Raw genomic sequence first — 13,714 nt, 5'->3', positions numbered from 1 at the left:
TCGGCCCCTTCGCAGGCAAGCCTGCTCCCACAGGATTACTGGTTGCCGACGGTTTTTGTTTGGAACACTTTCTCTGCGGGAGCAGGCTTGCCTGCTCACACAGGATTACTGGTTGCCGACGGTTTTTGTTTGGAACACTTTCTCTGCGGGAGCAAGCTTGCCTGCTCCCACAGGATTACTGGTTGCCGACGATTTTTGTTTGGAACACTTCCTCTGTGGAAGCAAGCTTGCCTGCTCCCACAGGATTACTGGTTGCCGACGGTTTTTGTTTGGAACACTTTCTCTGCGGGAGCAAGCTTGCCTGCTCCCACAGGATTACTCGTTGCCGACGGTTTTTGTTTGGAACACTTTCTCTGTGGGAGCAGGCTTGCCTGCGAAAACGGTTTCGAACGGCACCAAAATCAAGCGCCAAGCACGACACCTCTGCATTCGCCAAACCCAATCGAGGCATAGCCTTCACGCTGGCAGCGAGCGCGAAAGATCACTTCATCACCGGTTTCCAGGAAGCGTCGCGATTCGCCATTGGGCAGTGTCAGCGCAGTTTTTCCGCCGTCACTGATTTCCAACAAGCTACCAAATTGCCCCGTGTGCGGTCCGGACAAGGTCCCGGTACCCAACAAATCTCCCGGCTGTAATTTGCAGCCATTGACGCTGTGGTGGGCGACCATTTGCGCGACGGTCCAGTACATGTTTTGCGTGTTGCTCAACGCCAGACGCTGCGGCGCCATACCCTGCCCTTTCATCGTCTGCGTGAGCAGCAGCACTTCCAGTTCTATATCCAACGCACCGCCTTGTTGATCGCCGGCATCGAACAGATACGGCAAGGGTTGCGGGTCGCCCACTGGCCGTAACGGTTGCGCCATGCGAAACGGCGCCAAGGCTTCGGCCGTCACGACCCAGGCGGAAATGCTGGTGGCAAAGCTCTTGGACAAGAACGGCCCCAATGGCTGGTATTCCCACGCCTGTAAATCCCGCGCGGACCAATCATTGAGCAGACAAAAACCGGCAATGTGTTCGGCCGCGTCGCCGATGGCAATCGCCTCGCCCATGGCGTTACCCGGACCAATCCACACGCCCATTTCCAGTTCGTAATCCAGGCGTTTAGTCGGACCAAACTCGGGAACCGTAGCGCCGGGGGCCAAGGTCTGGCCGTTAGGACGTTTGACCGGCGTGTCGGAAATACAAATGGTCGAGGCACGACCGTGGTAGCCGATGGGCACATATTTGTAGTTGGGCAGCAACGGGTTATCCGGGCGAAACAGCTTGCCGACGTTCATCGCATGATGGATCCCGACGTAAAAATCGGTGTAATCACCGATGCGCGCTGGCACATGCATCACGCAGTCGGCCATGGGGTGCAGCAGGGTTTCAGCTAAGGGCTGCAAACGTGAAAGCTGCGGGCTCGCATGATCCAGCAAGTGCAACAGCTCAGTGCGCAACGCCCGCCGAGCAGGCGAGCCCAAGGCGAAGAAGTCATTCAACTGATCACGACTGGCCGCTTCGGCAGCGTCACGCGCAGCACCGTTGAAAAACCCCGCCTCCAGCGCCGCCCGCAGGTCGAAAATCATCTCGCCGATGGCCACGCCGCCGCGCTTGGTTAACCCGTTTCGGCTGAACACACCCACCGGCAAGTTGTGCAACGGGAAATCGCTGTGACCGTTGGCGCTGGTGACCCAGCTAAGGGTATTCAATGAAGGCGTCATGCTTGGGTTCCCGAATCAAAGGTTTTGGCCATGCCTGACCAGCAGGCATCGTAATCAGTTTGCAGTTGTGGGCAGTCGAGGGCATGGCGGCTGGGGCGCAGCACTTTGCCGGTCTCAAACATGAACGCCATGGTGTTGTCGATTTTCTGCGGTTTCAACTCGGCGGCGATGGCTTTTTCTGCCGTGGCATTGTCCGGCCCATGAGCGCTCATGCAAGTGTGCAACGACACGCCACCGGGCACGAAGCCCTCGGCCTTGGCATCGTAAGCACCGTCGATCAACCCCATGAACTCGTTCATCACATTGCGATGAAACCACGGTGGCCGGAAGGTCTTTTCGGCTACCATCCAACGCGGCGGAAAAATCACGAAGTCGACATTGGCCTGGCCTTGAACCGCACCGGGCGCAGTCAACACGGTAAAAATCGACGGGTCCGGGTGGTCGAAACTCACTGAACCCACGGTATTGAAACGACGCAAATCGTATTTATACGGCACGTTATTGCCGTGCCACGCCACCACATCGAATGGCGAGTGATCAAGCCGTGTGGACCACAGTTCACCGAGAAATTTCTGTACCAACTGCACCGGCTCATCCCGGTCTTCGAAGTAAGCAACTGGCGTCAAAAAATCCCGAGGGTTGGCCAACCCGTTACTGCCAATCGGCCCCAAATCCGGCAGGCGCAAGGCGCAGCCATGGTTCTCGCAGACATAACCGCGGGCGCTGGCGTCCAGCAATTGAACGCTGAATTTCAGCCCACGTGGTAGCACGAGGATTTCTTGCGGCTCGATGTCCAACACGCCTAACTCAGTGATCACGCGTAATCGGCCCGATTGGGGGACGATCAGCCACTCACCGTCGGCGTTGAAAAATGCCCGGTCCATCGAGCGGTTGGCGCAGTAGACGTACACACTGACGCCCTCCGCCTGATCCGCAGCGGCCGTGCTGGCAAGGTTGATTAAGCCGTCGAGGAAATCAGTGGGCGTTGATGGAATATCAAACGCATCCCAGCGCAACCGGTTGGGCGTAATCGGGCCAATCTCTTGCCCCACGATCTGCCGCGACAACCGCTCGAAACGAGGGTGCGCCGCCGACGGCTTTATTCGGTACAACCAAGTGCGACGGGCCTCGGCACGCGGCACGGTGAACGCCGTACCAGAAAATTGCTCGGTGTACAGGCCATGGGAATGTTGCTGCGGCGAGTTCTGCCCAAGGGGCAACGCACCCGGCACGGCTTCGCTGCTGAACTCGTTACCGAAGCCATTTTGGTAGGCCAAGGAATCAATAGAGTGGGCTGTGAACATCTCGACCTCTGTTTGAATTCTGTAGGAGCCAACGTGTTGGCGAAGCGCCCGATGCAGAGCAACCCGTAAGCAGCCTCGCCAACACGTTGGCTCCTACAGGCATTTCGTAATCTGATTACGCATAACGTAATTTGAGTTTGTGACGAGGTCAAGCTATAAAGCAGCCTTCCCAGACCGGCGCACACTTGTTCATGACAGCGGAAATCGAAAGCCCAGCAGGCGCACGTCAGCAAAAAGTCCAGGCGGCTGAAGTCGGGGTTGGCATTCTCAAAGCACTGGCTGAGCTGGCGCCGGCGACCTCGTTGTCGAAATTGGCTGAGCATGTGGGCATGCCGGCCAGCAAGGTTCACCGCTACCTGCAAGCGTTGGTCGCCAGTGGTTTCGCCGAACAAAACGTCGTCACCAATCACTATGGCTTGGGGCGTGAAGCCTTACTGGTGGGGCTTGCGGCCCTCGGACAACTGGACGTCTTGAAAACCGCTGCGCCGCACCTGTCTGCGCTGCGTGACGACCTTAACGAGACCTGTTTTCTCGCGGTGTGGGGCAATAAAGGACCGACCGTGGTCTACGTCGAACAATCCATCGGTGCGGTGACGCTGGTGACGCAGATCGGCTCGGTGCTGCCACTGCTCAGCTCTTCCACCGGGTTGGTGTTCAACAGTTTTCTACCGGCCAATGAAACAGCGGCGTTGCGTGAGCTGGAGTCAGCCCAACTGAACGCCCGGCAATTGAAAGACGTTGAGAAACACCTCAAGGACATCCGCAGCACTGGGGTGCATCAGATTCACGGGATGTTGATGGCGGGGGTGAATGCCGTGTCGTCACCAGTTTTCGCCATGGGCAATAGGCTGGCGGGGGTGGTAACGGTGGTGGGATCGGCGTCGGGGTTCAACGGCGAGGCACAAGATCAGGCCGCGCAGAAACTGCTGAAAACCGCCCAGGATATAAGCCTGAGGATGGGCGGCAGTTTTCAGCGTTTAAATCTGTAGAGCCAACTTGTTGGCGAGGTTTGAAGAACGCTTCGCCAACACGGTGGCTCCTACAGGTTTTTTAGCAGGCTCAATCAGCCGTCAACACCCCACGCCGCACCTGATCGCGCTCAATGGATTCAAACAACGCCTTGAAGTTGCCTTCGCCGAAACCATCATCGCCCTTGCGCTGGATGAATTCGAAGAACACCGGCCCCATGAGGGTTTCCGAGAATATCTGCAACAGCAATCGGCGCTCACTGCCGTCTGACGAGCCGTCCAGCAGTATCCCTCGGGCTTGCAGTTCGTCCTGCGGCTCGCCGTGATTCGGTAAACGCCCTTCGAGCATCTCGTAATAGGTGGCCGGCGGCGCGGTCATGAAGCGCATACCCATGGTTTTCAGCGCGTCCCAAGTTTTGATCAGGTCGTCGGTGAAGAACGCGACGTGCTGAATGCCTTCGCCGTTGAACTGCATCAGAAACTCTTCGATTTGACCGGCGCCCTTCGACGACTCTTCGTTCAACGGGATACGGATCATGCCATCCGGCGCGCTCATGGCTTTTGAGGTCAGGCCGGTGTACTCGCCTTTGATGTCGAAATAACGCAGCTCGCGGAAGTTAAACAGCTTCTCGTAGAAGTTCGCCCAATAGGCCATGCGCCCGCGATAGACGTTGTGCGTCAGGTGGTCGATGAATTTCAATCCGGCACCGATCGGGTGCCGTTCCACGCCTTCAATGAAATTGAAGTCGATGTCGTAAATCGAAGTGCCTTCGCCAAAGCGGTCGATCAAGTACAACGGCGCGCCGCCAATGCCCTTGATCGCGGGCAGTCTCAGTTCCATTGGCCCGGTGGCGATTTCCACCGGTTGGGCGCCCAGTTCCAGCGCACGGTTGTAGGCCAGTTGCGCATCCTTGACCCGAAACGCCATGCCACACACCGACGGGCCATGCTCGGCCGCAAAGTACGACGCGACGCTGTGGGGCTCGTTGTTGAGGATGATGTTGATCTCGCCCTGACGGTAGAGCGACACGTTTTTGGAGCGGTGATTGGCGACCTTGGTGAAGCCCATGATCTGGAACACGGGCTCCAGGACGTTGGGAATCGGCGAAGCAAATTCGATGAACTCAAAGCCCATCAGGCCCATTGGGTTCTCGTAAACATCAGCGTGAACATCGGTGCGGGAATCAGCCATGACATGGCTCCTTGCAGTAGAGAATGAAAGACGCAAACAGGCCGTTCTCTACAACGGTGGCGCACAAGGGATGCCACGCACGCTGCGGGCAAGGAAATCGCCGAAGATCAGCTGTAAGCCCAGGATTCTCATGCTGAAGGGATCACTCTGGCTTGTCGGATTGCGCATCGGGGTGCGCGGACTGGAAAGCAGTATGTTGCAACGCCAAGTGCTCGACTCGGCGGATCTTCGGATAGCCGGTCAAGTCGACGTTGAAACGCCGAGCTGCATACAGCTGCGGCAGCAGAAACACGTCGGCCAGGCCCGGCTCACCGAAGCAAAATCCTTCGTCACCGATAAGGGCTTCGACGGCATTGAAACCCTCGGTAATCCAATGGTCGATCCAGGCAATAACCTCCGGCTCAGGACTGCCCAGCTCGCGCAAACGCTTCAGTACCGAGACATTATGAAGCGGATGGATATCACAGCCGATCAGGGCCGAAACGGCTCGTTGTTGCGCGCGCTGGATCAAGTCTGCTGGCAACAAGGCCGGCTGCGGATAGCACTCTTCGAGGTATTCAATGATGGCTGATGACTGAATGATCACGTCGCCGCTGTCCAGCCGCAACGCTGGCACTCGGCCTTGGGGGTCAATGGCGAGGTAATCCGGCGCCAACTGCTCACCGCCGTCGCGGATTAGGTTCACCGGAATCGAGCGGTACGTCAGGCCCTTCAATGCCAACGCGATTCGCACCCGATAGCTGGAGGTTGAGCGGTAGTAGGTAAATAAGTCCACGGGGCTGCCTGCATCGTTGCGCGTTTTTTTATGTTCGTAATTTAATTACGCATTGCGTAAGTTGCGGGAGAGGGAGGGGGAATGTCAAGTTGAAGAACGCCGACTATTCTAGAAGCGCCGATCACGTCCAGCCTTCCAGCCGTAGCGTCGAGCGTACCAACCGGTCCTCTTCGTTCTCGATTTCCTTTAGGTTTTCGCTGATGCTTTGGATGTGCGCAATCGCCGCCTTGCGCGCTTGCTCTGGCAGCCGTCCAGTCACCGCGTTGTACAGCCGCGCATGCTGGCGGTCGATTTGGCGTTTCTGCGGTTCGCGGTGATAGAGGTTGTTGACCGATGCGAATACCGTATTCAGCAGCAGGTCGGTCAGCGAACGCAGGGTCTGTACCAGCACCGGATTGTGTGACGCTTCACAAATCGCCAGGTGAAACGCGTGATCCAGTCGCGCATGCCCCGACGCTTCCAGCGGTTGGCCGTGGGCGGCGATCAACGCTTCGTAGCTGCGGGTGATCAGCACAAAATCAGCATCGGTGCCGCGCAAGGCCGCCAAGCGTGCGGACTCCCCTTCCAGTAGGCTGCGCACTTCAAACAAGTCGTACAGCGTGCGCGGCTGCGAACCGAACAGGTGCATCAGCGGTGAGGTGGCGGTATGGCCCGACAACTGCGCGACGAACGAACCTTTACCCTGCTCGGTGTCAATAATCCCCCGCGCGCGGAGCAACTTCAGGCCTTCACGCAGCGCCGTTCGGGACACACCGAGTTTCTCCGTCAGACGCCGTTCGGAAGGAAGAATCTGCCCGGTTTTCAACACGCCGTCGACGATCAAGCGTTCGATACGCTCACACACAACATCGGCCACCTGCGGTGCACGGGGCACAGAGGACGTATTCATGCTGGCTCTCCACTGGTATGACCAGTCGTAAACATCACAACGCCTTAATCGGTTAATAGATTTAACTACATGAAATAAAACAATTTTTTAAATTAACAATGATTATCGAGTGAAAAAAACTGGTTCGACCACTCCCGTAAGTCATGGACAGTACTGCGCTGACAGCCAATGATGCAAGTCAGTGGATCAGCTATACGATCTCCAATAAAAAAACAACGCAGGGTTGTCAGCCCACCATGAACATCCTTTACGACGAACGCGTCGACGGTGTATTGCCCCCTTCTGATAAGGCCGGTCTGTACCTGGCGTTGCGTGAGCAACTGCCCGACCTCGATATCCTCCATCGCGAGGAAGAACTCAAACCCTACGAATGCGACGGTTTGTCTGCCTATCGCACCCTGCCGATGCTGGTGGTCTTGCCCCAGCGCATCGAGCAAGTACAAACCCTGCTCAAGCTGTGCCACGAACGTCAGGTCCCTGTTGTGGCCCGTGGCGCTGGCACTGGTTTGTCCGGGGGCGCGTTGCCGTTGGAAAAAGGCGTGTTGCTGGTGATGGCGCGCTTCAACCAAATTCTGGAAATCAACCCGGCTGCGCGCTTCGCCCGTGTCCAGCCCGGCGTGCGCAACCTGGCGATCTCCCAGGCGGCGGCGCCGTTTGACCTTTATTACGCGCCAGACCCGTCCTCGCAGATCGCCTGCTCCATCGGCGGCAACGTCGCCGAGAACGCCGGGGGCGTGCATTGCCTGAAATACGGCCTGACCGTACATAACCTGCTCAAGGTTGAAATCCTTACGGTGGAAGGTGAGCGCCTGACCCTGGGCTCAGAAGCCTTGGACTCGCCGGGTTTTGACCTGCTGGCGCTGTTCACCGGTTCCGAAGGCATGCTCGGCATCATCACCGAAGTCACGGTTAAGTTACTGCCCAAACCGCAAGTTGCCCGGGTGCTGCTGGCCGCGTTTGATTCGGTGGAAAAAGCCGGCCGTGCGGTGGGCGATATTATCGCCGAAGGCATTATCCCCGGCGGCCTGGAGATGATGGACAACCTGGCGATCCGCGCGGCTGAAGACTTTATTCACGCCGGCTACCCGGTGGACGCCGAAGCCATTCTGCTGTGCGAACTGGACGGCGTTGAAGCCGATGTCCATGACGATTGCGAGCGGGTTCGCCGAGTCCTGGAAAACGCTGGTGCCACCGAAGTGCGCCTGGCCCGTGATGAAGCCGAACGCGTGCGGTTTTGGGCGGGACGCAAAAATGCGTTCCCGGCAGTCGGGCGTTTGTCGCCGGATTATTACTGCATGGACGGCACGATTCCGCGCCGTGCATTGCCCGGCGTGCTCAGAGGCATCACTGCGCTGTCCGAAGAATATGGGCTGCGAGTGGCCAACGTATTCCACGCGGGCGACGGCAATATGCACCCGCTGATTCTGTTCGATGCCAACCAACCCGGTGAGCTGGACCGCGCCGAAGCGTTGGGCGGCAAAATTCTTGAGCTGTGCGTCAAAGTTGGCGGCAGCATCACCGGCGAGCACGGGGTTGGCCGCGAAAAAATCAACCAGATGTGCGCACAGTTCAACAGTGACGAATTGACCTTATTCCATGCAGTGAAAGCAGCGTTTGACCCTAGCGGCCTGCTCAACCCCGGCAAGAACATACCGACCCTGCACCGCTGCGCTGAATTCGGCGCCATGCACGTGCATTTGGGTCAGTTGCCCTTCCCCGAACTGGAGCGTTTTTAATGCTCGCTCATAAAGATCACGCTAAGTCCGATGTCGACGCCAGCGCCACGCTGCTGGAACAAGTCAATCAGGCCTATCAAAACGGCACACCGCTGCGGATTCAGGGCGGCAATAGCAAATCATTCTTGGGTCGCGAAGTGTTCGGAGAAATCCTTGACACCCGCGCCCATCGCGGCATCGTGACCTACGACCCGACTGAATTGGTGATCACCGCCCGCGCCGGCACACCGCTGCACGAACTGAACGCCGCGCTGGAAGCGGCTGGACAAATGCTGCCGTGCGAGCCGCCGAGCTTCAGCCAAAACGGCATCGACGACGCGACGGTGGGTGGCATGGTCGCTGCTGGGCTTAGCGGGCCTCGCCGTCCGTGGTCAGGCTCGGTGCGTGACTTTGTGCTGGGCACCCGGGTGATTACTGGGTTGGGCAAGCACTTGCGCTTCGGCGGCGAAGTGATGAAAAACGTGGCCGGCTACGACCTTTCACGGCTGTTGACCGGCAGTTATGGCTGCCTGGGCCTGCTGACCGAAGTCTCGCTAAAGGTCCTGCCCAAGCCGCGAAAATGCATCAGCATCGCCTTGGAAATGGACACCGAACACGCCCTGCTCAGGCTCGCCGAATGGGGCCAGCAACCGATTCCCATAAGCGCCGCCAGCCATGACGGCCGCGTGCTCAGGCTGCGACTGGAAGGTGGCGAAGGTTCGGTGGCCGCTGCCCATGATCGCCTCGGCGGCGAATTGCTCGACACCCAGTATTGGAGCGACCTAAACGAACAGCGCCTGAGCTTTTTTGACGAAGGGCAAACCCTGTGGCGCCTGTCGCTGCCGAACAATACCGGTGAGTTGGTAGTGCCCGGCGAACAGTTGATCGATTGGGGCGGCGCTCAGCGCTGGTTGAAATCCGATGCCGACGCCGAGCACATTCGCGCCGTTGTCAGCGAAAACGGGGGTCATGCAATCTGCTACAGCCACGGGGCTATCGACAGCCCGTTCCAGCCGCTGGCCACGCCGTTGTTGCATTACCATCGCCAGTTAAAAGCTCAACTCGACCCTAAGGGGATTTTCAATCCGGGCCGAATGTACGCAGAGATCTGACCATGCAAACTACCCTGAGCGAAAAAGCCAAACAGCTGCCCCGCGCTGAAGAGGCCGAAAGCATTCTGCGCAGCTGCGTGCATTGCGGTTTTTGCAACGCCACCTGCCCGACGTACCAACTGCTGGGCGATGAGCTAGACGGCCCGCGCGGCCGTATTTACCTGATCAAGCAAGTGCTGGAAGGAAACGAGGTCACCGCAAAAACCCAACTGCACCTGGACCGCTGCTTGTCCTGCCGCAACTGCGAAACCACCTGCCCGTCCGGGGTCAATTATCACAACCTGCTGGACATCGGCCGCGCCGTGGTTGACCAGGCCGTGCCGCGTCCGCTGAACCAGCGGCTCCTGCGCACCGGGCTACGCGCCGTGGTCCCAAACGCGGCGCTGTTTAAAACCCTGATTCAGCTAGGACGGGCCTTTCGTCCGCTGATGCCAAGCGCCCTCAAGGCCAAGCTGCCCAAGGACATTCACCCGGCCCGACCGCGACCGACTTCACAGCATGCACGTCGGGTGTTGATGCTCGAAGGCTGCGTGCAACCGGGTTTGTCACCCAACACCAACGCTGCCACGGCTCGGGTGCTGGATCGTTTGGGCATCAGCGTCACGCCCATCGCCCAAGCCGGTTGCTGCGGCGCGGTGGACTACCACTTGAATGCCCAAGAAGCCGGCTTGAACCGCGCCCGGCGCAACATCGATGCCTGGTGGCCCAGCGTTGAAAACGGCGCCGAAGCCATCGTCCAGACCGCCAGTGGTTGTGGCGCGTTCGTTAAAGACTACGGGCACCTGCTTCGAGAAGACCCGGCCTACGCCGCCAAGGCACTGAAAATCAGCGCCCTGACCAAAGACTTGGTGGAAGTGCTGCGCGATGAACCACTGGAGAAGCTTGGTGTAAGCAGCGATGTGCGCCTGGCGTTTCATTGCCCCTGCACGTTGCAACACGCGCAGAAATTGGGCGGCGCGGTAGAAAGCGTGCTGACCCGACTCGGTTTTAACCTGACCGCCGTGCCCGACGGGCATTTGTGCTGCGGTTCAGCCGGCACCTATTCCATTACCCAGCCCGAGCTGTCGAAGCAATTGCGCGACAACAAGATGAACGCACTGGAAAGCGGTAAGCCAGACATGATCGTCACTGCTAACATCGGCTGCCAGACCCATTTGGACAGCGCTGGCCGAACCCCGGTCAGGCACTGGATTGAACTGGTCGAAGACGCGCTGCATTAATCGATTAATAACGTTTTTCTTGGAGATTCAGATGAAAACCAAAGCCGTATTGAGCCAGACTGAAGTTGGCCAAATCCTCGCTGCCGCCCGTGCCGAAGCACTGAAAAACAACTGGGCGGTCTCGATTGCCGTGGTTGACGACGGCGGTCACCCATTGGCCATGGAACGTTTGGACGGCTGCGCACCGATTGGCGCCTACATCGCAATGGAAAAAGCCCGCACCTCAGCGCTGGGCCGTCGCGAATCCAAAGGCTACGAAGACATGGTCAACGGCGGCCGCAATGCGTTCCTGTCCGCGCCATTGCTGACCTCACTCGAAGGTGGCGTGCCGGTGATCGTTGATGGCCAGGTGATTGGTGCCGTCGGCGTGTCCGGGGTCAAAGCTGACCAGGACGCTCAAGTGGCTAAAGCCGGTGCTGATTGCCTGAAGTAATCGTCGCTTAACCTGTAGGCGCTAGCGAACGCAGCATGTGGCAGCGACTACAGGGGTTATTTTACGAATTGAATAAGAGAGCCCGACATGACCGATTTTGTGAACTGCCAACGCCTGAAAGTGGCGGCCAACCTGCAACGCTTTGTCGATGACGAAGTGCTGCCGGGTACAGGCCTGGACCGTGACGCCTTCTGGACCGGGTTCGATGCGTTGGTGCACGAACTGGCGCCGCTGAACCGTGCGCTGCTGGCCGAGCGTGATCGCTTGCAGACCGAATTGGACACATGGCATCGGGCTCACCCTGGTCCGATCAGCGACATGCCAGCCTATCGCGCTTTTCTGACGTCCATTGGCTATTTGCAGCCGCAACCGGCACAGGTGCAGGCCAGCACTTCCAACGTTGATATCGAAATCAGCAGCCAGGCCGGCCCGCAATTGGTCGTGCCTGCGGTCAACGCCCGCTACGCGCTGAATGCGGCCAACGCCCGTTGGGGCTCGCTGTATGACGCGCTGTACGGCACCGACGCCATCGCTGAAACCGACGGTGCGGAAAAAGGCAGCGGTTACAACCCGGCACGCGGAGCCAAGGTCGTGGCCTTCGCTCGCGCTTTTCTAGACGAAGCAGCTCCCTTGGCCAGCGGCTCCCACTTGGACGCCCAGCGCTACGCTATAGATTCTGGAAAGCTTCTGATTACCCTGGCCGATGGCAGCCAAACCCACCTCAAGCAGCCGGAAAAATACATCGGCTATCAAGGTGAGGCGTTTCAACCTGTCGCCATCCTCCTGAAAAACCACGGCCTGCACGTCGAAATTCAATTCGACGCCACCAGCGCCATTGGCAAGACAGATGCAGCAGGCGTGAAGGATTTACTGCTGGAAGCCGCCGTGTCGACCATCATCGACTGCGAGGATTCGGTGGCAGCCGTTGATGCCGACGATAAGGTCTCGGTGTATCGCAACTGGCTCGGCCTGATGAAGGGAGACCTGACTGAAGACCTGGTCAAAGGTGGCAAAACCATCACTCGCCGCCTGAATGCTGACCGCCAATACATCGCCGCAGACGGCAGCCCACTGAAGCTTCACGGCCGTTCGTTACTGTTGATCCGTAACGTGGGCCACTTGATGACCAACCCGGCGATTGTCGACGGCGAAGGTCATCAGATTCCCGAAGGTATTCTCGATGGCGTGATCACCAGCCTCATCGCCTTGCATGACCTGTCCCGTCGCGGCAACTCGCGCACTGGCAGCGTCTATATCGTCAAACCGAAAATGCACGGCCCGGCCGAAATCGCATTCGCCGCGCAGATATTCAGCCGTGTCGAAGACCTGCTCAAGCTGCCGCGCAACACCCTGAAAATGGGGATCATGGACGAAGAACGGCGTACCAGCGTTAACCTGAAAGCCAGTATCGCGCAAGCGTCGGCGCGGGTTGCGTTCATCAACACCGGCTTCCTTGACCGCACTGGCGACGAGATGCACAGCTCCATGGAAGCCGGCGCGATGCTGCGCAAAGGCGAAATGAAAAACACCCCGTGGATCAAGGCCTACGAGCGCAGCAACGTGCTGGTTGGTCTGGCGTGCGGTTTACGCGGCCGGGCACAGATCGGCAAAGGCATGTGGGCAATGCCGGACCTGATGGCTGACATGCTTGTACAGAAAATCGGCCACCCGAAAGCCGGTGCCAACACCGCGTGGGTGCCCTCACCTACTGCCGCTACGTTGCACGCGCTGCATTACCACAAGGTTGACGTACGGGCGATTCAGGAAGAACTGGAAAAAGTCGATCTGGCCGGTGAGAGCGAGCAAATCCTCAACGACCTGCTGACGATCCCGGTATCGCCAGACGCCAAATGGACGCCTGAGCAGATTCGTGAAGAAGTTGAAAACAACGCCCAAGGCCTGCTGGGTTATGTGGTGCGCTGGGTAGAACAAGGCGTGGGTTGCTCCAAGGTGCCGGACATCCATAACGTCGGCCTGATGGAAGACCGAGCGACGCTGCGAATCTCTAGCCAACACATGGCCAACTGGATACGCCACGGCGTGATCAGCGAAGCGCAAGCCCTGGACACCCTCAAGCGCATGGCGGCAGTGGTCGATCAGCAAAACGCCGGGGATTCGTTGTACACACCCATGGCGGCGGATTTCGACGGTTCAGTAGCGTTCCAGGCAGCGTGCGCCCTGGTGTTCAAAGGCCGCGAACAACCGAGCGGCTACACCGAACCGTTGCTGCATGAGTTCCGGTTGGCGTTCAAACAACTGTAACGGGCTGGCGTTGTCTCGGCAGGGATCGTGGATTAATTGGGGGATCGGATTATTCGGGAAGGGCGCGCCGCGATAGTTCATACCTCGCGCCGCCTTTTAATATCCGTGTAGCCAACGTGTTGGCGGAGGCCTGGCCGGCGT

General features: G+C 58.5%; 11 protein-coding genes. 6 read left to right on the top strand and 5 right to left on the bottom strand.

The genetic code is table 11. From position 1 onward, the window contains the following. Window positions 1-401: 401 nt before the first annotated feature. Both fahA and hmgA read right to left on the bottom strand, forming a co-directional pair. The gene (gene fahA / locus RHM65_RS16090) at window positions 402-1,703 is read right to left on the bottom strand and encodes a fumarylacetoacetase (RefSeq protein ID WP_322164984.1); all 1,302 of its coding nucleotides are present in this window, start codon (window positions 1,701-1,703) and stop codon (window positions 402-404) included. Further along, window positions 1,700-3,007, bottom strand: a complete 1,308-nt coding sequence (gene hmgA / locus RHM65_RS16085; protein WP_322164985.1) for a homogentisate 1,2-dioxygenase — start codon at window positions 3,005-3,007, stop codon at window positions 1,700-1,702. The genes fahA and hmgA overlap by 4 nt, the downstream gene beginning before the upstream one ends. Window positions 3,008-3,198: 191 nt before the next feature. On the opposite strand from hmgA, the gene RHM65_RS16080 reads away from it, so the two are divergent. Further along, window positions 3,199-3,996, top strand: a complete 798-nt coding sequence (locus tag RHM65_RS16080; protein WP_322164986.1) for an IclR family transcriptional regulator — start codon at window positions 3,199-3,201, stop codon at window positions 3,994-3,996. A 70-nt stretch (window positions 3,997-4,066) separates the two neighbouring features. Here the strand turns inward: RHM65_RS16080 and hppD are convergent, their stop codons facing one another. The 3 genes from hppD to glcC form a co-directional block, all read right to left on the bottom strand. Next, the gene (gene hppD, locus RHM65_RS16075; RefSeq protein WP_322164987.1) at window positions 4,067-5,167 is read right to left on the bottom strand and encodes a 4-hydroxyphenylpyruvate dioxygenase; all 1,101 of its coding nucleotides are present in this window, start codon (window positions 5,165-5,167) and stop codon (window positions 4,067-4,069) included. A gap of 142 nt (window positions 5,168-5,309) precedes the next feature. Continuing rightward, window positions 5,310-5,942 (bottom strand): maleylacetoacetate isomerase, encoded by a 633-nt coding sequence (maiA, locus tag RHM65_RS16070; protein ID WP_322164988.1) that lies wholly within the window; start codon window positions 5,940-5,942, stop codon window positions 5,310-5,312. A 121-nt stretch (window positions 5,943-6,063) separates the two neighbouring features. Next, a complete protein-coding gene (gene glcC, locus RHM65_RS16065; protein WP_322164989.1) occupies window positions 6,064-6,831 on the bottom strand; it encodes a transcriptional regulator GlcC in 768 nt (255 codons plus the stop codon). A 236-nt stretch (window positions 6,832-7,067) separates the two neighbouring features. Here glcC and glcD point away from each other — a divergent pair, with 236 nt between their 5' ends. The 5 genes from glcD (at window position 7,068) to RHM65_RS16040 (ending at window position 13,573) form a co-directional block, all read left to right on the top strand. Further along, window positions 7,068-8,567 carry a glycolate oxidase subunit GlcD gene (gene glcD / locus RHM65_RS16060; protein WP_322164990.1) on the top strand — a complete coding sequence of 500 codons (1,500 nt, stop codon included), beginning with the start codon at window positions 7,068-7,070 and terminating at the stop codon, window positions 8,565-8,567. Next, the gene (gene glcE, locus RHM65_RS16055; protein ID WP_322164991.1) at window positions 8,567-9,658 is read left to right on the top strand and encodes a glycolate oxidase subunit GlcE; all 1,092 of its coding nucleotides are present in this window, start codon (window positions 8,567-8,569) and stop codon (window positions 9,656-9,658) included. Before glcD ends, glcE begins: the two co-directional genes overlap by 1 nt. Before the next feature lie 2 nt (window positions 9,659-9,660). Beyond that, window positions 9,661-10,878 (top strand): glycolate oxidase subunit GlcF, encoded by a 1,218-nt coding sequence (glcF, locus tag RHM65_RS16050; RefSeq protein ID WP_322164992.1) that lies wholly within the window; start codon window positions 9,661-9,663, stop codon window positions 10,876-10,878. A 31-nt stretch (window positions 10,879-10,909) separates the two neighbouring features. Continuing rightward, entirely contained in the window at window positions 10,910-11,311 is a 402-nt protein-coding gene (locus tag RHM65_RS16045) for a heme-binding protein (protein ID WP_322164993.1), read from the top strand. 87 nt (window positions 11,312-11,398) lie between these two features. Continuing rightward, window positions 11,399-13,573, top strand: coding sequence for a malate synthase G (locus RHM65_RS16040; RefSeq protein ID WP_322164994.1), 2,175 nt, complete (start codon window positions 11,399-11,401; stop codon window positions 13,571-13,573). Window positions 13,574-13,714: the final 141 nt, after the last annotated feature.

The sequence above is a fragment of the Pseudomonas sp. CCI4.2 genome (assembly GCF_034350045.1).
GTDB lineage: Bacteria > Pseudomonadota > Gammaproteobacteria > Pseudomonadales > Pseudomonadaceae > Aquipseudomonas.
The sequence above is the reverse complement of the archived record's forward strand: the minus strand, read 5'-3'. Positions and strand labels throughout refer to the sequence as shown.